This is a genomic window from Stenotrophomonas pavanii (assembly GCF_900101175.1).
GTDB classification, from domain to species: domain Bacteria; phylum Pseudomonadota; class Gammaproteobacteria; order Xanthomonadales; family Xanthomonadaceae; genus Stenotrophomonas; species Stenotrophomonas pavanii.
In genome coordinates this window covers 167,226-186,332 of record NZ_FNFQ01000010.1, presented here as the reverse complement: position 1 = coordinate 186,332, position 19,107 = coordinate 167,226, and the positions used below count along the sequence as shown (strand labels likewise).

The following is a 19,107-nucleotide window of genomic DNA, read 5'->3' as shown; positions in this document are numbered from 1 at the left end:
GTCGCGGGCGCGGGCCAGAACACGGCGCGCGTGGAAATCTATCGGCGGGTCGGTGAGGGCGCTGAATCGCTGTGGCAGGTCCTGAACGTCAGCGGTTCGGTGATGATCCTCAATGAACAGGATGGCCCTGACAGCGCCACCTCCACCTGGGGTGGATCGTTCACCGTAAACGACACCAGCACCAGCGCGCAGACGATGACCTACCGCGCGGTGATCACCAGCTTCACCGAACAGGACGTTAGGCACGAGTCCGGCTCCTTCCAGCAGCAGTCCATCACGCAGAGCCTGTCGATCATCTCGGTCGAGAACTGAAACCGCACAAGGCGCGGGCCGGCATGTCCGGCCCGCATTGCCGTGGGCGATCAACAGCAGAGAACACACATGCCGCAGAAACTCATCGATCAAACCACCATCCAGCCGGACGGCCGCCCTGGCGACGACGCGTTTACCGCGTTCGCGACCTGCAACGAGAACTTCCAGGACGCCGAGCAGCGCCTGACGGCGTTGGGTGTCCGCATCGATCAGGAGGTCGCCGACCGCGGGCAGCACGTTGCGGCCGAGTCAGCAATTCGAGAAGCCGCCGACGCGGCGTTGAGCGCACGCATTCCTGGCAAGAACATTGTTATCAATGGTGACTTCCGGTTCTGGCAGCGTGGTACATCGTTCGTGGGGATGACCAACGGCGCCTATACCGCTGATCGTTTCATTCCAGTGATGGTCGGTGACACTATCGACTGCATTCGTGCGGAACATCAGCTGGGCGATCCTACAAACTTGTTCAACGCCCGATACTTCATGCGGTGCAGCGTAGGTCAGGTTGCAGGTAACGGTAACCTCGCCACTTTGCAATACCGTATCGAGAACGGTGTACGGCTGCTTGCAGGAAAAACGGTTACCGTCAGTATGCTGGTGCGTGCATCGTCGGCTACCAAAATCGGAATGGAATTTGAAATGACCTTTGGTACGGGCGGCTCGCCGTCTGCATCGATCGTGGGGAATAGTCAGCTTGTAACGGGCATTACTGGTGGATGGCAACGTATCAGCAGGACTTTCACCCTTGCGGGTATCGCAGGAAAGACGTTCGGAACCACCACTGAGGGCTATCTTTCGCTGATCCTGTGGCTCGATGCGGGTAGCAATTGGGATGCTCGTGCTGCTGGCGTTGGGCGCCAAACCGGGGATTTCCAGTTCTCCAACATTCAAATCGAAGTAGGCAGTGTTGCTACTGATTTTGAGCAACGCCCGGATGCCTTGGAATTGGCATTGTGTCAGCGTTACTACCGTAAGTCATTTCCGACAGCTGTGGTCCCAGCGAACAACAGCAACTACTGTTTGCATCGGCCCGCTACTGCATACAATTCACAGGGGCTGCGTGCGTCGATAGAATTTGGCACAACGATGCGCGTTGCGCCTGCCGTCACTTTCTACGGCGGCAGTGAAGGCGGAAATCTGACTCCAGCAAGCAGCTGGCGTTGGTACGACTCCGCAGGCGGTGCATGGCGAGCCGCAACCGCCATGCAGGTTGTGGGTGTGTTTCAGAGCGGATTTATCGTTGACAGTGTCACTACCGGTCACGCTGTGGCCTCCACCTACCTTATTGCTGGTGAATACACCGCAGACGCGGAGCTTTGATCATGTACCAACTCACTGAAGATGCGGATGTGATCCGCTGCGTCGAAACTGGCGCCTTCATTCCGCGCGGTCACTACCTATGGCCGACCGAATGGCTGGATCAGAACACGCCGCTGCCGGCATCTGCGCCGGGCCTTGGATTTGAGCTGCACACGCCCGCGCACTACCGCTACATCCGTGATCAAGCATTCGCCTGGATGCGCGCCGAGGCGGTAGAGCGCGGCTACGACGGCATCGAGTCGTGCGCCAGCTACTACAACAGCAGCGTGGCCCGATATCGCGCGGAGGCGCGGGCGATGGTCGCCTGGCGCGATGCCGTGAACCAGGCGCTGGAGCAGCTGGTGCTGGCGCCGCCGGAAGGCATCGAGACTTGGGAGCAGGTGCGCGCGCTGTTGCCGCAGCCGGAGACGTTCGCCTGGCCGGAGAAGGCGGAGCTTCCGCTGGAGACGGGAAGCCCTACCGTTGTGTTCTAAGCGACCTGCTGCAGCAGATCTTCGCGGTTGTTGCGAGGCGTGTTCACCGCGCGGCTTACCCGATAAGCCTCCATCGCCGGCGGCTCGCTGGCCAGCAGCATGGCCATGGCGTCGTCGGGGCTGGCGGCCATCCACTCATCGATCTGGCCGGCCTGCAGCCACACCGGCATGCGGTCGTGGATGTCGGCCGATACGCCGCTGCTGTCGCCGGTGATGATGGTGAAGGTTCCGAGGTTGCCGTCGGGCAGGAGCGGGCTGGTGTCCTCCCACAGGCCAGCGGCCAGCAGCGGTCCAGTGGCGTGGATGAACCAGGGATCCTTCTTCTCGTCGATCGGGCTCACCGACCACTCGTAGTAGCCCGCCATGGGGATGACGCAGCGGCGCTTCTTGAAGGCCGACCGGAACGCTGGCTTGGTGGCCACCGTCTCGATCCGGGCGTTGATGGTCGAACCCTGTAGGCCCTTGTCCTTGGCCCAGAACGGCAGCAGGCCCCACGCCAAGCGGGTGACCTGCCGGCCTTCGCCGCGGTCCAGGATCACCGATGCGCGCTGCGTCGGCGCGAGGTTGTAGCTGGGCTGGATCTCGGCCAGGCCGGGGGCAAGGTCAGCCAGCCCCGGCTGGCCAAAGTCGACAACGGGTAGCTGGACGAATCGGCCGCACATGGCGCGATTCAGGCCGGTATCGCTAACGGCATCGTAGGCCCCAACACTTGGTCGCATTCGACCAAGCGGGCGTTGCTGACTGCCTGACGCTTGCCGCATCCACCGCAAGCGAGCAGGGTTCCTCCCGGCATTGTCTCCAGGTCCGGAGCGCTTGAATGGGTGACATGTCTGCACTGGTTGCAGCGGATGGTGATGGCACTTACGTGCTTCAGCTTGCCCAGCTCGTCGCGGTCCGCGTCGAGATCGATAACGTGAAAAAGGCCTGTATCTGGCATTGCGAACTACCGGAAAATTTTGCGCATGCTGCGCTTTGTGGTGCCTGCATCTTGTGACGAAGGTCCGAATTCAGCAACACCCGAACCTGACGCGTTCAGGACGATTCAAAGACCTCACGCTCACTTGAGCCCGCTGCTGATACGTTGGCTGTTCATCAAGGAGGTGCGCCATGCCCATCAGGGCAGTTGTATACGCGAGCAGCGCCGGCGAGGCGATCGCTGGCGACAAGCTGGGCTTGTCCAATGGAAAGCTGGATCAGATTGTGGACGACGCGGCCCGGTTCAACCGAAATGCTGGCGTTACGGGGGTGCTCCTCTTCGATGGTGATCGCTTTCTCCAGTACCTGGAGGGGCCGGAGGATGGACTGTCAGTCGCCTATTCCCGCGTGTTGGGCGCAAGGAGCCATAACGGGATCGTGGAGCTGCAGCGGGGCAGGGTGGGCCAGCGTCGCCTGCCGTTCTGGCCGATGAGATGGCTCCCCGTTGAATCGTATGAGCTTGGGCGTGTGGCTCATGCGGACTGGACCCGATTCAATCAGCGGGGCGATCACCTGGCAGCCTATGCGACTGCCATGGATCTGTTGGTCGGGCTGGTGGAGCCGTACGCCATCGCGGTCTAGGCTCTGTCGTTTGGCTCTCCGATTTGCTCGGTCAGAACCGTTAGCGATTGCTCGAAGGCGGCGGCGAAGAGAGCGCCGCCATCGTGTTTGTGCTTCGCCGCGATGCTTGGTAGCAGGCGCAACCAAGTATCGGTCAACTGATCGGGCGCCGGGTGGGTCAGGACAGAAACCCGAAGCGCGTATTCCATGGCCTTCAGATAGCCGCGATGAACCTCGATCGCGACTTCGCAGGAGTGGAGGCGGTCCAGCAGTTCGGAGATGCCATCGGTCATTTGGGGTCCTCGATATCGAGTTGATCATCGCGCTCGGGGTCGAACAGCGCCAGGAGTCGTTCGCGACGGCACTGCTCGAGCCAGTGATGCCAGATCTCCATTTCGTCCATCATTCCTGTAGCTCCGCAAGCCGGGCACGTAAGCGTGGTTCCCGTTCGATCCTTTTGAAAGCCTGTCCCCTCAGTCATCGACGACCTGAGTCCACAGTTCTTACAGGTTGATCGCACCTGTTCCAATCGGATGATTGCGCCATTGGGCGCAAGCAGCGGCAGGATCGAATGGATCCTGAAAGCGTTGGGAGGGTGCATAGCGGTGCCGCTTGAGGGCTGGACACGGGAGCAAAGGATTCTGCGCCGGAGAAGAGCCACGAGACAGGAGTGTCTACCACATGATGTGAGCCTCGCATCACACCAAGCTCAAGTGGAAGCTCACGCTTACTTCCCTGAGACTCATCGCTGTTGGACTCGAAGCACTCAAGCTGCCATATTTCGCGGAACTTCCGGTTGCCTTCTAAATGAGCATCCTCAACGTTCTGCTTACTCGTGACCACCTGGTCGTCGCGGTAGACACTCTGGCAGAGGATGCCCGGACAGGGGCGCATTCCGCGGGGGCGAAGCTGCTGCTGATCCCTCAGCACAACCTGGTGCTGGCCACGCGCGGTTCCACACAGTTCTTCCTTCGCATCTACGAGCTGGCGCTGCAGGCCAGCTTCCGCGCAGATTTCACGATGGAGCAGTTGTCCGCCGAGCTCGGGCTGGTAGTGGACCAGCTATGGCCGAACTATGAGAAGGCAGCAGCCGAGGCCGGCCTGCCGCTCGCCCAACTGGGGACCGAGTTAGTGCTGGGAGGCTGGTCGCCCAAGAACGGCCGGATGATTGCCACTGGATATGCCAAGAGCGACAGCCAGCGGCCCTGCCTGGTCCAGCCGATCGAGGGCCAGCTTGCGTCGCCCGGGGAGCCGCTCCAGGCTTTGACGCCGAGCATGGCCCAAGCCGATCTCATGGCCCATGCGCGTCTCCAGGCCGGCTACCTCAATGATCAGATGGGTCGTGAGGTGGCGGGCGGGCGGCTGCTGGCCGGGTTCCTGCAGAAGGGCCAGGCGGTAGTGAAGGACCTAGGCTCGATTGGAAGCCGCGCGGTGCTGGCCAGCTGAGCCGCACATGGCTGAAGGGTAGTCCGGCCGGCAGTGGCTGGGGCGTGTAGGGACAGCCCGACCCGACAGGGCGACGTTGCCCGTTGGTGTCAGCCGGCGAGGTCGGGCATCCTGACCTTGCCAGATCCGGGGCCGCAGACAGCTCAACCCGGGGGGGCGTGAGCGGCGCCCTCCCAGCATTCGTGGCACGGCGCCCCTACATGCTGAGCACTGGAATGCCGCGAGGGAAAATGGGTGTCCTGGTCAATCTACGATCCTCGTTGCTGCTTTCCTTTCGGCGTACCGTCTAATGGCCGACCAGCAAGAATCGCCTGCTGATGCGCTTCTGTTTTCACTTTCCGATCCAAGACTTCTCCGTCCAGTACTGAATAGCGTCAAATTTCCGGCGCGTCATTGCCGAGAGGTTGGTACTCTCATGGTTCTCTAAAGGTGTAAGCTTGCTGCGCGCGGTCGCGGTGGGCGGTCGCGGAAATCCATTATCTGCAGGGAGGGCCGATGAAAATTACTGACATGAGCTTTGATGCGATGACGAAAAATCACCTCAAGGGATATGTGAAGCGATCCCCGGATTTTTCAGGGCAATTCACTCGGTGGTTTCTCGAGAACATATTCAGATTGGAGCCTGTGGATGCAGACGATGCGTGTGTGGATGCCAAGCACGACAAGGGTGTAGATGCTATCTATGTCGATGATTTGTCAGAGACTGTCTATATTATTCAAACCAAGACACTGCAAAAGGCTGGCGCTGAATTTGGCGACAAGGATCTAAAGGAGTTCGCGGGAACTCTTAAGCAGTTTGATAGCCGTCAGAAGATTGACGAGCTCTCTGCGGAAACGAAGAACCAGAGGCTTAGGCAGACGATTATCCGCACTTCTTTGGCGGCAAAGGTTCAGAGTGGTTATACGGTGACGGGAGTTTTCGTCTCAAACGCCAGGCCAAACAAAGATGCAATCAACGTAATCAAGAAGCTGGACGGGATCGAGATTTATGATGCCGCGGTCATTGCTTCGTTGCATGTTGATCTCGATGTGGATGGGGGAATTAAGGCTAAGTACTATTTTGATGTCTCGGATTCTGATGTCATCAAGTATGACGCTGGCGGTGCAGTTGCTCGATTGTTCCTCGCGCCGGCTCTAAATTTATTGAAGATGGAGGGCATCTCTGATGGAAGTTTGTTTGAGCAGAATGTCCGGCTCTCTCTTGGCAATACGAAGGTAAATAAGGGGCTTAGATCGAGCATTAGAGAGAAGGCTGAGCACAAAAATTTTCCGCTCTACCACAATGGCATCAACGTTCTTTGCAGATCTATCACTTCCGAAACCAAGAATAGAATCAATATTGAGGACTATGTTGTTGTTAACGGTGCTCAGAGTCTGACGTCGCTGTCCGCAGAGCGGGCGAGAATTACCGATGATCTCAAGATTCTTGTGAGGTTGGTTGAGACAAAGGGCGACACCGACCTTTCCCATCTGATTACTATGAATAGTAATAATCAGAACGCTATCAAGGCTCGCGATCTAAAGTCAAACAATAATATTCAGCGGCGCCTTCAGAAGGAGTTCGAGGTTGCTAGTGGCGGTAAAATGGCTTATGAGATCAAGCAGGGTGAGAGCAATAAGGGTAAGATTGTTCTGCCTAATGAAAATGCGGGTCTCATTCTGTTGGCGATGGATCTTTTGCAGCCTTGGAGTTGCCATCAGAAGTACAAGGTGATGGATGAGTTGTATTCGACCATTTTCGGTAGGCCTGATGTAAATGGCGCAAAGGTCTTTGCCTATGCAAACTGCTTCGACGTTGTGTATGAAGGCTTGGACTTGATCGAAGATAAGCAGTTTGCGTATTACAACTTGACAAAGTACTTCCTGGCCTACGCGGTTGTTAGTTTGATTCGCACGCATAGATCTGGCGTGATGATGCTGAACAACGCCCATGGAATAATTGCTGCGAAAAAGCTGCCGCAGTTGAAGGAGCTGTTTGGAAAGCTCGCGGCGCTTTTGGCCCTCGATCTCAACGCTGAGATCGTAGATGATGAGGAAGGTTCATTCGACTACAAGAATGAGCTAAAGAGCTCGACGTGGTGCAAGAAGATGTCTGCACGTTTGATTGCACAGTACGCCAAGGACGTGACCAGAAAGAAGGCTAAGGCAATCGATGAGCTTTGCAAGGAGCTGTCCTTGGCGAAGTGAGTCTAGGGCTGCGGCCGGTGTCTTGTTGATCCGACTCACGGATGGCGGCCCTCTTTTCGGGTGTGGTCATTGCATTCCTTCGCACTGTCCCTAGGGACTGCAACAAATTTTGTTGGCCGATGGGAAGTTCGAAAGCGCAGTTCGAATGATTCAGGGACATGGCCGGCGCGTTCGCAGGATCTGCGACAGCCGGTCGTATCCTTCCGGGCATGCTTCCCTCGCACAGCTACCAAGGCTTCCGCTCCGCCCCGATTCCCTCTGGCTGGGTCCAGACCGGCGAGCGCTGGGCGCTCTGGTACAACGGCCGGGAGACGGCCAGCGTCACGCCCGATGGCGGTCCCGGCGTCCGGCTATGGATGGAAGGCCAGAAGATGTGGCAGGTGAAGGAAGTGCGCGCGGCCAACGTCCGGCAGGCGAAGCGGTACGCCGAGCGCTGGTGTGCGGCCAGGCTCTATCCCGATCTGCCCCTGCGCCAGGCAGTCGCCCGGCTGACCGACAGCACCCCGACCCAGCCGCCGCCGCCACTGCCGGGCCTGCCGCCAACCCGCGAGCAGCAGCAACAGGCCCGGCGCCTGGCCGAGGCCGGGGCGAAGGAGATCGAGCGCATCAAGGCAGCACTTGAACCGCGCAAGCCGCCGGTAGAGACGAAACCCCGAGCTAGGGACGCCCGCACCAAGGCGTGGGTGAGGGCAGGGCTGCAGCAGATGCGGCGGGGCATTTGAGCGAAAATGGACCCACGCCGGTCCCATCTGTCTCGTAAGCCATTGATTAAACGAACAGTGGAAGCCCCCTCCTAAGGGGAAGGTCGCCCGTTCGAATCGGGCCGGGGTCACCAGAATCAATAACTTGCGATAGCTGCTACAACGCAATGGGCCATATCAGGCCATCAAAAGGCACCACTTGGTCACAGTGGTCACAGTGGCGAATCAATAGGTTAGCTTCGCCACCGCTCCATCATTACCCTCAGGGGCGAGGTGTACGTAGTACTTCTTCGTCGTGGCGTAATCAGCGTCCCCGGTCAGAATCTGCACCCTTCGCAACGGAACTCCGGCCTAGCTGCGCGCGCTGTTGCCGCAACCGGAGACGTTCGCCTGGCCGGAGAGGGCGGAGCTACCGTTAGATTACGAAGGGCTTGGTGCGGTGCTCTGGCACTGAGATGAATCAAGCGTTGGTGGCCGATTAGCGGCGCAGGCATTGTTATTAGCCGACAGTCGTGTAGTGGAGAGCTGATGTTCGCAGGCATGCTGCAAGGGTTGCGCAGCAACACAGCCTACTTCTTGCCGAAATCTACGACCGGTCGAGTCTTCCTGCCGTCTTCGAACTTGATGCCAGACAGGTCGACTACATACACCGGTCCGCGAAGCTCGCTCGGGGACGGACCAACGCTCTTTACACCGGCTTCTGTGCGTCTGATATGCATGTAGGGAAGGCGCGAGCCTTGGGCGCTACAGTCTGCCGCCTTGCTCGTGGCTTTCAGTAAGATCTTGTACTTGCCTGGTGTCTCTTCCAGCTGACCGCAGATCGTAGCCGGGGATGATTCCAGTACGCGCAGTGCGTCACGACCTGTACGGGTAACAAAGCTGTCGAGTGACTCGCCGTCTTTGGATTCGGAGTCCCAAAGGGGAATCGTCACGCCGCGGCTCGTCGCCTCTGTAACGCCGCCGCTGATGTGAATCCACTTATACGCCTCGGCATTGGATACAGGTGGAGTCTGGGGTCTGGCTGATTGGGCAAAAGCCGGAGAACTCAGGGAAGACACCACAACTGCCAGAACGATTGAACGCATCATGGGTTCCTTACGCTGACCGATGGGCCAATGTTATCCCCAGCGGAATCCGCCGCCACTACCGGGCCTGCCACCAACGCGCGAGCAGCAGCAGGCCCGGCGTCTGGCCGAGGCGGGGGCTAAGGGGATCGAGCAGATCAAGGCGGCGCTAGAGCCGCCCAAGCCGCCGGCAGAGATGAAGCCCCGAGCGAGGGACGCCCGCACCCAGGCGTGGGTGAGGGCAGGGCTGCAGCAGCTACGGTGGGGTGTTTGAGCGAAGGTGGATCCAAGCCGGTCCCAGCAATCTTGCAAGTCGTTGATCTAACGTACAGTGGAAGTCCCCTCCTACGGATAAGGTCGCCCGTTCGAATCGGGCCGGGGTCACCCTGTTTGCGGCGCCACGTCCGCGCGCTGCCCGCCAGGCCACTCGGATATGCTGGCGCCTCGCCCCGCGATCCGGCCGCCATGGACCACCGCCTGCAGCCCGTGCAACCCCAGGACTACGCGAGCATCGCCAGGTGGCTGGATTCGGCCGCAGCCACGCTGCGCTGGGCCGGGCCGGGCGTGCCCTATCCACTGCCACCCGATCGGTTCGAGCACGTATTGCAGCTGCGCGAACGCCCGGGGTGGCTGCTGCTGGACGCAAGCGACCAGCGCGTGGGTTTCGGCCAGGCCTGGTCCACGCAGCCGGGCACCGTCCATCTGGGCCGCCTGCTGGTTGCGCCGCAGGCGCGGGGCCGCGGTCTCGGGCGTGGGTTGGTGCAGGCGCTGATCGCGCAGGCGTTCCAGGCTGCTGCCGTTGAACGGCTGACCTTGCGGGTCTATCGGGACAATGCCGCCGCAGTTGCGTTGTACCGCTCCCTCGGCTTCGAGCCGGTGGACGCTGCATCCACGCCGGCGCTGCTGTTCATGCAGCGGACCCGGCGCTGAGCATGGCCACGCAGGCCGGTACGCCTTCAGTCCTGCTTGAGCAGTTCAACCAGCTGGCGCAGGCGATAGGGCTTGGGCAGGAACTCCACCTGCTCCGGAAGCGGCGGCAGCTGCGAACGCGCGTAGCCGGAGGACAGGATCATGCGTGCCTGCGGCTGGTCGCGGGCGACGTGCTCGCTGAGTTCGATGCCGGACATGCCATTGGGCATGCTGACGTCACTGAACACCACGTCGAAGCGTGCGTCGCTCTTCAGCAACGCGGCCGCTTCATGCCCATCGGCAGTGGTGGACACCTCGATGCCGAAATCGCGCAGGGCCAGGCCGATCATCTCACGCAGATCGTTCTGGTCCTCCACCATCAACACGCGGATCGGTTCATCGGTCATGGGCGGGGTCCTCAATTGCGGGTAGCAGCAGGCTGACCGTGGTGCCGACACCGGGCGTGGTGGACACATCGACGAAGCCGCCGCTCTGGGTGGTAAATCCGAACACCTGGCTCAGGCCCAGGCCGCTGCCCTTGCCGATGTCCTTGGTGGTGAAGAAGGGTTCGGTCGCGCGCTCGGCGATGTCGGCGGCCATGCCGTGGCCTTCGTCGCAGACACTGAGCGTGACATAGCCGCGTTGCAGGGCCGTGTCCGCATCCGGGTCGAGGCGATGCTGGAGGGTCGTGCCGATCAGGATGCGGCCGCCCTCCAGCGTGGCCTCGGCCGCATTGGCGACCAGGTTGGCCAGCGCGGTCTGCAGCTGCATCGCGTCAGTGCTGACCTGCGGCAGCCCGGGCGCCAGCTCGGCCTCCAGCGTCACATGCACCGGGCAGGTTCGTTGCAGGTCCGGCAGCCAGCGCTGCAGCAGAGTGTTGATGTCCACCGGTTCGCGGATCAGGGTCTGGCCGGTGCTGAATGCCAGCAGCTGCCGGGTGAGCAGCGCGCCGCGGTCGGTGGCGGCCTGCGCGGCATCCAGCAGCTCGGCCGTGCGCGCATCATCGCCGCTCACGCGAAGGGAAAGCAGGTCCAGCGCATTGCCGATGGTGGTCAGCAGGTTGTTGAACTCGTGCGACAGGCCGCGGCTGAGGCGGCCGACGGTCTCGAACTGCTGGGTGTTGCGCAGCGCCCGCTGGGCATCGCGCAGCAGTCGCTGCGCCTGCCACTGTTCGGTGATGTCGCGGGTGATCTTGACGAAGCCAAGGAGTTCGCCGGCTTCCATGACCGGCTCGATGACCACGCTGGCGCGGAACGATGAACCGTCCCGGCGTACCCGCCAGCCCTCGCTGGCCACATGGCCATGCTGCGCCGCGAGGCGGAGCAGGCGCAGTGGTTCGCCGGCCTCACGGTCGGCAGGCAGGTAGAAACGGCCAAAGTGCGTGCCGATCACTTCATCGGCGGAATAGCCCTTGATGCGCTCGGCGCCGGGATTCCAGCTGCAGACAATGCCTTCCGGATCAAGCAGGTACAGCGCATGGTCGCGCACGCTGTCGATCAGCAACCGCAGTTGTCGGGAAGGATCCGTCAGCACGGACGTCGTAGAGGCAGCTGCGTCCACGTGAAAATAAGTGTTACCCCTGTGAGGCACGTGAAGCTAGGCATTCAAGTGTGAAGGATGCGTGCACACCTGACACGTGCCATTTGTCCTGTGCGGCTGAATGCGACACGGAGTACCATCTTCCACCCTTTGCCTTCTGGAACCGACCTGCATGCGTCCTGGTGCGACTACGCGTGACCGCTGGATCTGGATGACGTCCGCTGTGCTGCTGGCCGCGACCATTTCGCTGGAACTGGTCGTACCGCTGGGCTATGCCGTCTGGCTGGCCTACTTCCTGGCCGTTGGCGTCACGGTGTTCCAGCGCAGTGCGCGGGCGCCATTCGTGGTGGCCGTGCTGTCCTGCATCCTGCTGGTCATTGGTTTCAACGTCGCGCCCGCCAGTTCCAACTCGGCGTTTTCGTTCGTCAACCGGACCATTGGCGGTTTCGCCTTCATGATGATCGCGCTGATCGTCTCGCGCGCGATCCAGGCGCGCCGCCAGGCCATGCGCGCGCTCTGGTTGCAGGAGGCCGAGAACGCGGTGGCGATCAGCCTTCGCGGTGACCTGGGGCCGGAGCAGATCGCCGAGGCCGCAGCAACGAGCGTGGCCGGGCAGCTGGGCGCAGAGGTCGCTGCGGTCTACCGCCTGGAAGGCGGGCGGCTGCAGCTGACCGGGGGCATGGCGCTGCCTTCGGGGGCGCCGGCCTCGCTGGCCCTGCACGAGGGGCTGGCCGGGCAGGTCGCGCGTGATGAACGCATCCGCCACCTGCACGGTGACGATGCCGCCGTGCTTGAACTGCAGACCAGCCTGGGCCGGCTGCCGGTGCGCGAGCGCATCCTGGCGCCGCTCAGCAGCGATGGCGCGGTGGTCGGCATCATCGAACTGGGTCGCGCCCGGGTCGGCGAGCTGCGTGAGCTGGATCGCGAGCTGCTGGAGCGCTGTGCCGAGACCATCGGCATGGCGCTGCGCGCATCGCTGTTGCGTGCGCAGCTGGTGGTACTGCTGGAAGAGTCGCAGCGCCAGGGCGAGGAGCTGCAGGCCCAGCAGGAAGAGCTGCGCGTGGCCAACGAGGAACTGGAAGAGCAGAGCCGCAGCCTGCTGCAGTCGCAGAGCCACCTGGAAGAACAGCAGGCCGAGCTGGAACAGAGCAACGTGCAGCTGGAAGAGCGCACCCACGAGCTGGAGGCGCAGAAGCAGGCACTGCTGGTCGCGCAGAGCCAGCTGGTGCGCAACAGCAACGAACTGGCCGCGACGTCGCGTTACAAGTCCGAGTTCCTGGCCAACATGTCGCACGAACTGCGCACGCCGCTGAACAGCTCGCTGATCCTGGCCAAGCTGCTGGCCGACAACAAGGACGGTACGCTCACCGAGGAACAGGTGAAGTACGCCCGTGCGATCCTCTCGTCCAACAACGACCTGCTGGCACTGATCAACGACATCCTCGACCTGTCGCGCATCGAGGCCGGCCATGTCGAACTGTCCGATGAAGTGGTGGTGGTTGACAGCGCGCTGCAGCGCCTGCGCGAGACCTTCGAGCCGATGGCGCGGCAGAAGGGCCTGGCCCTGCAGATCGAAGCCGATGCGCTGGCACCGAGCCAGCTGGTGGTCGACAGCCAGCGGCTGCAGCAGATCCTGAAGAACCTGCTGGCCAACGCGGTGAAGTTCACCGAGCACGGAAAGGTCAGCCTGCACGTGCGTGCAGCCGGCAACGGCCGCATCCGGTTCGAGGTCTGCGATACCGGCATCGGCATCGCCCGCGAGCAGCTGGACGTCATCTTTGAGGCCTTCCGCCAGGCCGATGGCAGCACCCGCCGTCGCTACGGCGGTACCGGCCTGGGCCTGTCGATCTCGCGCGATCTGGCCGAGCGCATGGGCGGCTACATCCAGGTCGACAGCGAGCCCGGGCGCGGCAGCTGCTTCATCCTGGAGCTGCCCTTGCAGGGCGCCCCGGCGGCGAGCGCAGCCGAGGCTGCCGAGGCCCCCGTGGCAGTGCCGGCGCCGGCACGGACACCGGCCGTGCTGCCGGCGGCACCCGTGCGCGCTGCCACTGCGGCAGCGCCGGTCACCGCGTCCGCCGGCGTGGCCGATGACCGCGGCCGCCGCCAGCGCGCCGGGCGCCTGATCCTGGCGGTCGAGGACGATGCCACGTTCGCCGAAGCACTGGTGGCCCTGGCCCATGAACTGGACTTCGACTGCGTGGTGGCGGGCACGGCGGAAGAGGCGCTGGCGCTGGCCAGCGAACTGCGTCCGAACGGCATCCTGCTCGATATCGGCCTGCCGGACGTGTCGGGCCTGAGCGTGCTGGAGCGCCTGAAGCGCAACCCTGACACCCGGCACATCCCGGTGCATGTGGTCTCGGCAACGGACCGCAGCCAAGTGGCGCGCGAGCTGGGCGCGATCGGTTTTGCGATCAAGCCGACCACGCGCGAGCGGCTGGTGACGGCCATCGAGCAGCTGGAACAGACCAGCCAGCGCGACGTGCGGCGCCTGCTGATCGTCGAGGACGACAGCGAGCTGCGCCGCAACCTGGAACTGCTGCTGGGCCGCGACCAGCTGCAGATCGTCGCGGTGGGCACCCTGGCCGGTGCGCTGGAACAGCTCAGCACGGTCACGTTCGACTGCATGGTGATGGACCTGTCACTGCCCGACGGCAGCGGCTACGACCTGCTCGAACACATGGCCGGCAACGATGACGTCGGTTTCCCGCCGGTGATCGTCTACACCGGTCGCGCGCTCAGCCGCGAGGAAGAGCAGCGCCTGCGCCGCTATTCCAAGAGCATCATCATCAAGGGTGCGCGCTCGCCCGAACGCCTGCTGGATGAAGTGACCCTGTTCCTGCACAGCGTGGAGGCCAGCCTGCCAACCGACCAGCAGCGCCTGCTGCGCGAGGCGCGCCGTCGCGACACCGTGCTCGACGGCCGCACGGTGCTGCTGGCCGAGGACGACGTGCGCAACATCTTTGCCCTGTCCAGCGTGCTCGAACCGCTCGGTGTCACGCTGGAGATCGCGCGCAATGGCCAGGAGGCGGTAGATCGGCTGGCCGAGCGCGAGGTCGACCTGGTGCTGATGGACATCATGATGCCGGAGAAGGACGGCCTGGCGGCAATGCGCGAGATCCGCGCGCAGCGCCACCTGCAGGACCTGCCGATCATCGCGCTGACCGCCAAGGCCATGCCGGACGACCGTGAGCGCTGCCTGCAGGCCGGTGCCAACGACTACATCGCCAAGCCGATCGACGTCGACAAGCTGGTGTCGCTGTGCCGGGTCTGGTGCTCGCGGCAATGAACGAGCAGGCCCTGTTCGACCTGGAACTGAAGGTCCTGCTGGAAGCGTTGTACCAGCGCTACCACTACGATTTCCGCAGTTATGCGGTGTCGTCGCTGCGCCGGCGCATCCGCCAGGCCATGCAGCGCTATGAGTGCGAGCGGCTGGTTGACCTGCAGCATCGCCTGCTGCACGAGCCGGACCTGTTCGCGCAGGCGATGCAGTTCTTCACCGTGCAGGTGTCGGAGATGTTCCGTGACCCGGCCTATTTCCGTGAGCTGCGCGAACAGGTGGTGCCGGTGCTGCGCACCTATCCGTCGGTGAAGCTGTGGGTAGCCGGTTGCAGCACGGGCGAAGAAGTCTGGTCGCTGGCGATCCTGCTGCACGAGGAAGGCCTGCTCGAGCGCAGCATCGTCTACGCCACCGACATCAATCCGGCGGCGCTGGCCACGGCGGAAGCCGGGGCCTATGGCATCGACCGGATGGCCCAGTTCAGCCGCAACTACCTGGCGGCGGGCGGCACCGCGTCGCTGTCGGACTATTACGCCACGGCCTACGATGGTGCCGTGCTGGATCGACAGCTGCGCCGCAACGTGGTGTTTGCCGACCACAGCCTGGCCACCGACACCGTGTTCTCCGAAGTGCACCTGGTGTCGTGCCGCAACGTGCTGATCTATTTCAACCGCGACCTGCAGGACCGTGCGGTGGGCCTGTTCCGCGAAGCGCTGGTGCACCGCGGCTTCCTCGGCCTCGGCAGCAAGGAGTCGCTGCAGTTCGGCTGCCACCATGATGCGTTCGAGGTCTGTTCGCGCGAGCATCGCCTGTACCGGAAGGTGGCCTGATGGCCACGCCGACACGCCCGGCCGTGCTGGTGATCGGCGCTTCGGCCGGGGGCGTCGCGGCCCTGCAGGTCGTGCTCGGTGCGTTGCCCGCGGCACTGCCGGCGCCAGTGCTGGCGGTGCTGCACCTGCCACGCGACCGCAGCAGCCGCATCGCCGAAGTGCTGGCGCCCTACTGCGCGCTGCCGGTGCGCGAGGCCGAGGACAAGCAGCCGCTGCAGCGCGGCACGGTCACCTTTGCGCCGCCGGATTACCACCTGCTGGTGGAAGATGCCCGCTCGCTGGCGCTGTCGGTCGATGCGCCGGTGCTGTTCTCGCGTCCGGCCATCGATCCGCTGTTCGAATCGGCAGCGGCGGTGTTCGGCGACCAGGTGCTGGCCCTGCTGCTCACCGGCGCCAGCAGCGACGGCAGTGAAGGCGTGGCCGCGGTGCGCGCTGCCGGTGGCCGCGCCTGGCTGCAATGTCCCCAGGAGGCCGAGGTATCGATGATGCCGGCCGCCGCCCTGCAGCATGCCGGCGCCGACGCCGTGCTGCCCCTTGATCTGATGTGCCGTCGCCTGAAGGAGTTGTTTGCATGAACCTGCTGCCACCGGACCCTGCGCAGTCGCAGACCCCGGTCAACCTGCTGATCGTCGATGACGTGCCGCAGAACCTGGTGGCCATGCAGGCGCTGCTGCAGCGCGAGGGCGTGAACCTGCTGCTGGCCGGCTCGGGCGCGCAGGCGCTGGAGTTGCTGCTGGAACATGAGGTGGCGCTGGCGTTGCTGGACGTGCACATGCCGGAGATCGACGGCTTCACCCTGGCCGAACTGATGCGCGGCTCGCACCGCAGCCGCGATGTGCCGATCATCTTCCTGACGGCCTCGCCGGATGACCCGCTGCGTGCGTTCAAGGGCTACGAAACCGGCGCGGTCGACTTCCTGCACAAGCCGGTGGCACCGCGGGTGATCCTGAGCAAGGTCAACGTCTTCATCGAGCTCTACCAGCAGCGCCAGCTGCTGAAGGCGCGCAACGAGGCGCTGGAACGCTCGCTCAAGCTCAACGAGACGATGGCGGCCGTGCTCACCCACGATCTGCGCACGCCGTTGTCGGCGATCCTGCTGTGCGCCGACAAGCTGTCGCTGGAGCTTCCGCAGGACAACAGCGGCGCGCAGCAGACCCTGAAACACCTGGAGGCCAGCACGCTGCGCATGGCGCGGATGGTCGAGCAGCTGCTGGACTTTTCGCGGATCCGCAGCGGCGGCCTGCGCCTGCAGGCCAGTGCCTGCGACCTTGCCGAGGTGACCCGTGCGGTGGTGGCCGAGGCCGGCAGTGCGCACGGCCATGCGCGGATCCATCTCGACACGCTGGGCGATACCCGCCTGCAGGGCGACCTGGATCGGCTGGGCCAGGTCGCCGCGAACCTGGTCGGCAACGCGCTCACCCATGGCAGCGAGGCGAGGGTGGAGGTGGACGGTCGTGACCCGCGCACTGTGCTGCTGCGGGTCAGCAACGCAGGTCGGATCGATGACGCGCTGCTGCCACGCCTGTTCGAGCCGTTCAAGGCCAGTTTCCATCCCAGCAATGGCCTGGGCCTGGGGCTGTACATCGTCGACCAGTTCGTCCGCGCCCACGGTGGCCGCATCGGCGCGCGCAACGACGCCGGTCTGGTGGTGTTCGAGGCGATGTTGCCGCGACGCTGTGACGGGACGGCGGCGGCCGCAACCTGAATCCTTCAGCAAGCCTGCGGTGGATCTGAGACGGACTCGTCCGCAACTGCTACCGTGGCTGCATCCACTGCCAAGGAAGCACCATGCCATTGCGCGCGATCGCCTACGTCAGCCAGGCGCGGGCGGATCTTTCCGCTGAACGGCTGCAGGCGGTGGTTGACGATGCGGCCCGCTTCAACAAGATGGCCGGCGTGACCGGGGTGCTGCTGCACGATGGCGGGCACTTCCTGCAGTACATCGAAGGGCCGCCGGATGGCATTGCGTCGGTGTACGAGCGCATCCTCCAGGCCGGTAGCCATGTCGACATCATTGAACTGGCGCGTGGCCGCCTGGGCCAGCGCCAGTTTCCGTACTGGTCGATGCGCGCGTTGCCGGTGGACGAGGCGCTGTTGCGGCGGCTTTCATCCGGCGACTGGTCGGGCTTCAGCCGTACCCTGCACGGCGATCGCGCCGTGCCGACGCCGCTGGACCTGCTGGACAACGTCGTGCAGCCGGTGCTGCACGCGGGCTGAGCGTCAGCGCGAGGTGCCGCGACCGCAGTACGCGGCGTGCAGTGCGTGCAGCACGCCCAGTGCGGGCCCTTCGATCATGCGGTAGTGGATGGCCTGTGCTTCGCGCCGGGTCGCCACGATGCCCAGTTCGCGCAGCACGGCCAGATGCTGCGAGAGCGCCGATGCGCTCAATCCGGTCAGCGCCTGCAGTTCGGGCACCGGCGCTTCCCCCTCAACCAGGCGGCACAGCACACGCAGCCGGGCCGGATGGGCCAGGCTCTTGAGCAGGGCGGCGGCCTGTGCGGCATGCTTTGCCATTGCGGCACTGTCGAGCGCGGTGCGCGGCATGGTTGACCTTTTTGTTTAGAAGACGCTAATTTAGAAAAAGCTAAATAAAAAGGCAAGTCGATGGATGCAATGCGCGGAGGCCGGACATGAACCTGCCATGGGCCGCTGTGGTGGGTGGGGCGATGATCGGGGCCGCCGCAGTGTTGTTGCTGGCTACCACCGGGCGCGTGGCGGGCGTCAGCGGCATCGCCGCCGGCAGCCTGCGTGCGGAACCGGAGGAGCGCGCCTGGCGCTGGGCGTTCCTGCTCGGCCTGGCGGCCGCCGCCGCAGCCGTGCTGTGGTGGCAGGCACCGCCCGGGGAGGCGCCGCGGGCGATGCTGCGCGACGCGCTACCCGCCTGGCAACTGGTCGGCGCCGGTGTGCTGGTGGGCGTGGGCACGCGGCTGGGCAACGGCTGCACCAGTGGGCACGGCGTATGCGGCATGGCGCGGGGCTCGAAGCGCTCGGTGCTGTCGGTGCTGGTGTTCATGGCCTGCGCCATGCTGACCACGTTCCTCATTCACCACGGCGGAGGCCTCCAGTGAGCCGCATGACCTGGGCTGCCGGTGGCGCAGGGATGCTGTTCGGCGCGGGATTGGCGCTGGCCGGTATGACCGATCCACGCCGCATTCTCGGTTTCCTCGATGTGGCCGGGCAGTTCGATCCGACTCTGGCCTGGGTATTGGCGTCGGCGGTGCTGGTCAGTGCAGTCGGGCAGCGCGCGGTGCTGCGCCGTGCGCAACCGCTGTGCGCGGAGCGCTTCCAGTTGCCCACTGCCCGTGGCATTGATGGACGGCTGCTGCTGGGCGCGGCGCTGTTCGGGATCGGCTGGGGCTGGGCGGGCTACTGCCCGGGGCCGGCCATCGCGGGCCTGGCGGTCGGCGCCCACGAAGCCCTGTGGTTCGTGCCGGCGATGCTGGCAGGCTTCTGGCTGCACGATCGCCTCCTTCGATGAGGCTTCACTGCTGTGTCACCCTGCATGGGGTGAGA

The 19,107-nt window shown here is 63.6% G+C and carries 22 protein-coding genes and 1 tRNA gene; 17 read left to right on the top strand and 6 right to left on the bottom strand.

The features are described 5' to 3' along the window. The 3 genes from BLS66_RS20800 to BLS66_RS16630 form a co-directional block, all read left to right on the top strand. Nucleotides 1-312 (top strand): hypothetical protein (locus BLS66_RS20800; protein ID WP_167357715.1); only part of this gene is annotated, 312 nt, incomplete at its 5' end. A 69-nt stretch (nucleotides 313-381) separates the two neighbouring features. Further along, entirely contained in the window at nucleotides 382-1,632 is a 1,251-nt protein-coding gene (locus BLS66_RS16635) for a hypothetical protein (RefSeq protein ID WP_074726361.1), read from the top strand. A gap of 2 nt (nucleotides 1,633-1,634) precedes the next feature. Continuing rightward, nucleotides 1,635-2,105, top strand: a complete 471-nt coding sequence (locus BLS66_RS16630; RefSeq protein WP_074726360.1) for a hypothetical protein — start codon at nucleotides 1,635-1,637, stop codon at nucleotides 2,103-2,105. Here BLS66_RS16630 and BLS66_RS16625 read toward each other — a convergent pair. Next, entirely contained in the window at nucleotides 2,102-2,767 is a 666-nt protein-coding gene (locus BLS66_RS16625; RefSeq protein WP_074726359.1) for an SOS response-associated peptidase, read from the bottom strand. The two genes, BLS66_RS16630 and BLS66_RS16625, sit on opposite strands and share 4 nt — an antisense overlap. A 164-nt stretch (nucleotides 2,768-2,931) precedes the next feature. Here BLS66_RS16625 and BLS66_RS20795 point away from each other — a divergent pair, with 164 nt between their 5' ends. Both BLS66_RS20795 and BLS66_RS16615 read left to right on the top strand, forming a co-directional pair. Next, nucleotides 2,932-3,099 carry a hypothetical protein gene (locus tag BLS66_RS20795; RefSeq protein ID WP_167357714.1) on the top strand — a complete coding sequence of 56 codons (168 nt, stop codon included), beginning with the start codon at nucleotides 2,932-2,934 and terminating at the stop codon, nucleotides 3,097-3,099. 113 nt (nucleotides 3,100-3,212) lie between these two features. After that, nucleotides 3,213-3,662, top strand: coding sequence for a BLUF domain-containing protein (locus tag BLS66_RS16615; protein ID WP_074726357.1), 450 nt, complete (start codon nucleotides 3,213-3,215; stop codon nucleotides 3,660-3,662). Here BLS66_RS16615 and BLS66_RS16610 read toward each other — a convergent pair. After that, nucleotides 3,659-3,934, bottom strand: coding sequence for a hypothetical protein (locus BLS66_RS16610; RefSeq protein ID WP_074726356.1), 276 nt, complete (start codon nucleotides 3,932-3,934; stop codon nucleotides 3,659-3,661). The genes BLS66_RS16615 and BLS66_RS16610 overlap by 4 nt on opposite strands. Nucleotides 3,935-4,448: 514 nt before the next feature. Between BLS66_RS16610 and BLS66_RS16600 the strand changes: the two genes are divergently transcribed. The 4 genes from BLS66_RS16600 to BLS66_RS20790 all read left to right on the top strand — a co-directional run bounded on the left by BLS66_RS16600 (nucleotide 4,449) and on the right by BLS66_RS20790 (nucleotide 8,109). Next, complete coding sequence (locus BLS66_RS16600) at nucleotides 4,449-5,087, top strand: hypothetical protein (RefSeq protein ID WP_074726354.1); 639 nt, start codon at nucleotides 4,449-4,451, stop codon at nucleotides 5,085-5,087. 495 nt (nucleotides 5,088-5,582) lie between these two features. Next, complete coding sequence (locus BLS66_RS16595; RefSeq protein ID WP_074726353.1) at nucleotides 5,583-7,274, top strand: AIPR family protein; 1,692 nt, start codon at nucleotides 5,583-5,585, stop codon at nucleotides 7,272-7,274. A gap of 209 nt (nucleotides 7,275-7,483) precedes the next feature. Next, nucleotides 7,484-7,996: a hypothetical protein gene (locus BLS66_RS16590; protein WP_074726352.1), complete on the top strand. Its 513-nt coding sequence runs from the start codon at nucleotides 7,484-7,486 to the stop codon at nucleotides 7,994-7,996. Nucleotides 7,997-8,015: 19 nt separating this feature from the next. Continuing rightward, nucleotides 8,016-8,109, top strand: a tRNA-Ser gene (locus BLS66_RS20790). A gap of 435 nt (nucleotides 8,110-8,544) precedes the next feature. Here BLS66_RS20790 and BLS66_RS20625 read toward each other — a convergent pair. After that, nucleotides 8,545-9,060, bottom strand: coding sequence for a hypothetical protein (locus tag BLS66_RS20625; RefSeq protein WP_130768159.1), 516 nt, complete (start codon nucleotides 9,058-9,060; stop codon nucleotides 8,545-8,547). A 444-nt stretch (nucleotides 9,061-9,504) separates the two neighbouring features. On the opposite strand from BLS66_RS20625, the gene BLS66_RS16575 reads away from it, so the two are divergent. After that, a complete protein-coding gene (locus BLS66_RS16575) occupies nucleotides 9,505-9,969 on the top strand; it encodes a GNAT family N-acetyltransferase (RefSeq protein WP_074726351.1) in 465 nt (154 codons plus the stop codon). Nucleotides 9,970-9,995: 26 nt separating this feature from the next. On the opposite strand, the gene BLS66_RS16570 is transcribed toward BLS66_RS16575, so the two are convergent. Both BLS66_RS16570 and BLS66_RS16565 read right to left on the bottom strand, forming a co-directional pair. Continuing rightward, nucleotides 9,996-10,355: a response regulator gene (locus tag BLS66_RS16570; RefSeq protein WP_049471288.1), complete on the bottom strand. Its 360-nt coding sequence runs from the start codon at nucleotides 10,353-10,355 to the stop codon at nucleotides 9,996-9,998. Beyond that, a complete protein-coding gene (locus tag BLS66_RS16565) occupies nucleotides 10,345-11,508 on the bottom strand; it encodes a two-component system sensor histidine kinase NtrB (RefSeq protein WP_425513295.1) in 1,164 nt (387 codons plus the stop codon). Before BLS66_RS16565 ends, BLS66_RS16570 begins: the two co-directional genes overlap by 11 nt. 151 nt (nucleotides 11,509-11,659) lie before the next feature. On the opposite strand from BLS66_RS16565, the gene BLS66_RS16560 reads away from it, so the two are divergent. The 5 genes from BLS66_RS16560 (at nucleotide 11,660) to BLS66_RS16540 (ending at nucleotide 17,811) form a co-directional block, all read left to right on the top strand. Further along, nucleotides 11,660-14,773, top strand: coding sequence for a response regulator (locus tag BLS66_RS16560; RefSeq protein WP_049471291.1), 3,114 nt, complete (start codon nucleotides 11,660-11,662; stop codon nucleotides 14,771-14,773). Further along, the gene (locus BLS66_RS16555) at nucleotides 14,770-15,594 is read left to right on the top strand and encodes a CheR family methyltransferase (RefSeq protein WP_049471292.1); all 825 of its coding nucleotides are present in this window, start codon (nucleotides 14,770-14,772) and stop codon (nucleotides 15,592-15,594) included. The genes BLS66_RS16560 and BLS66_RS16555 overlap by 4 nt, the downstream gene beginning before the upstream one ends. Then, entirely contained in the window at nucleotides 15,594-16,169 is a 576-nt protein-coding gene (locus BLS66_RS16550; RefSeq protein ID WP_074726349.1) for a chemotaxis protein CheB, read from the top strand. The genes BLS66_RS16555 and BLS66_RS16550 overlap by 1 nt, the downstream gene beginning before the upstream one ends. After that, nucleotides 16,166-17,299 (top strand): hybrid sensor histidine kinase/response regulator, encoded by a 1,134-nt coding sequence (locus tag BLS66_RS16545; RefSeq protein ID WP_074726348.1) that lies wholly within the window; start codon nucleotides 16,166-16,168, stop codon nucleotides 17,297-17,299. Before BLS66_RS16550 ends, BLS66_RS16545 begins: the two co-directional genes overlap by 4 nt. 83 nt (nucleotides 17,300-17,382) lie before the next feature. Continuing rightward, nucleotides 17,383-17,811, top strand: a complete 429-nt coding sequence (locus BLS66_RS16540) for a BLUF domain-containing protein (RefSeq protein ID WP_053462792.1) — start codon at nucleotides 17,383-17,385, stop codon at nucleotides 17,809-17,811. Nucleotides 17,812-17,814: 3 nt separating this feature from the next. Here the strand turns inward: BLS66_RS16540 and BLS66_RS16535 are convergent, their stop codons facing one another. Beyond that, nucleotides 17,815-18,138: an ArsR/SmtB family transcription factor gene (locus tag BLS66_RS16535; protein ID WP_049471298.1), complete on the bottom strand. Its 324-nt coding sequence runs from the start codon at nucleotides 18,136-18,138 to the stop codon at nucleotides 17,815-17,817. An 86-nt stretch (nucleotides 18,139-18,224) separates the two neighbouring features. Between BLS66_RS16535 and BLS66_RS16530 the strand changes: the two genes are divergently transcribed. Continuing rightward, a complete protein-coding gene (locus BLS66_RS16530) occupies nucleotides 18,225-18,662 on the top strand; it encodes a YeeE/YedE family protein (protein ID WP_074726347.1) in 438 nt (145 codons plus the stop codon). Then, entirely contained in the window at nucleotides 18,659-19,072 is a 414-nt protein-coding gene (locus tag BLS66_RS16525; RefSeq protein WP_074726346.1) for a DUF6691 family protein, read from the top strand. The genes BLS66_RS16530 and BLS66_RS16525 overlap by 4 nt, the downstream gene beginning before the upstream one ends. Nucleotides 19,073-19,107: the final 35 nt, after the last annotated feature.

Bases quoted from the DNA above. Each gene is read 5' to 3' on its own strand.
- BLS66_RS20795 (WP_167357714.1), top strand. From the start codon at position 2,932: ATGTCTGCACTGGTTGCAGCGGATGGTGATGGCACTTACGTGCTTCAG.
- BLS66_RS16530 (WP_074726347.1), top strand. From the start codon at position 18,225: ATGAACCTGCCATGGGCCGCTGTGGTGGGTGGGGCGATGATCGGGGCC.
- BLS66_RS16545 (WP_074726348.1), top strand. From the start codon at position 16,166: ATGAACCTGCTGCCACCGGACCCTGCGCAGTCGCAGACCCCGGTCAAC.
- BLS66_RS16635 (WP_074726361.1), top strand. From the start codon at position 382: ATGCCGCAGAAACTCATCGATCAAACCACCATCCAGCCGGACGGCCGC.
- BLS66_RS16590 (WP_074726352.1), top strand. From the start codon at position 7,484: ATGCTTCCCTCGCACAGCTACCAAGGCTTCCGCTCCGCCCCGATTCCC.
- BLS66_RS16625 (WP_074726359.1), bottom strand. From the start codon at position 2,767: ATGTGCGGCCGATTCGTCCAGCTACCCGTTGTCGACTTTGGCCAGCCG.
- BLS66_RS16575 (WP_074726351.1), top strand. From the start codon at position 9,505: ATGGACCACCGCCTGCAGCCCGTGCAACCCCAGGACTACGCGAGCATC.
- BLS66_RS16535 (WP_049471298.1), bottom strand. From the start codon at position 18,138: ATGCCGCGCACCGCGCTCGACAGTGCCGCAATGGCAAAGCATGCCGCA.
- BLS66_RS16560 (WP_049471291.1), top strand. From the start codon at position 11,660: ATGCGTCCTGGTGCGACTACGCGTGACCGCTGGATCTGGATGACGTCC.
- BLS66_RS16610 (WP_074726356.1), bottom strand. From the start codon at position 3,934: ATGACCGATGGCATCTCCGAACTGCTGGACCGCCTCCACTCCTGCGAA.
- BLS66_RS16550 (WP_074726349.1), top strand. From the start codon at position 15,594: ATGGCCACGCCGACACGCCCGGCCGTGCTGGTGATCGGCGCTTCGGCC.
- BLS66_RS16600 (WP_074726354.1), top strand. From the start codon at position 4,449: ATGAGCATCCTCAACGTTCTGCTTACTCGTGACCACCTGGTCGTCGCG.
- BLS66_RS16630 (WP_074726360.1), top strand. From the start codon at position 1,635: ATGTACCAACTCACTGAAGATGCGGATGTGATCCGCTGCGTCGAAACT.
- BLS66_RS16595 (WP_074726353.1), top strand. From the start codon at position 5,583: ATGAAAATTACTGACATGAGCTTTGATGCGATGACGAAAAATCACCTC.
- BLS66_RS16570 (WP_049471288.1), bottom strand. From the start codon at position 10,355: ATGACCGATGAACCGATCCGCGTGTTGATGGTGGAGGACCAGAACGAT.
- BLS66_RS16540 (WP_053462792.1), top strand. From the start codon at position 17,383: ATGCCATTGCGCGCGATCGCCTACGTCAGCCAGGCGCGGGCGGATCTT.
- BLS66_RS20625 (WP_130768159.1), bottom strand. From the start codon at position 9,060: ATGCGTTCAATCGTTCTGGCAGTTGTGGTGTCTTCCCTGAGTTCTCCG.
- BLS66_RS16615 (WP_074726357.1), top strand. From the start codon at position 3,213: ATGCCCATCAGGGCAGTTGTATACGCGAGCAGCGCCGGCGAGGCGATC.
- BLS66_RS16555 (WP_049471292.1), top strand. From the start codon at position 14,770: ATGAACGAGCAGGCCCTGTTCGACCTGGAACTGAAGGTCCTGCTGGAA.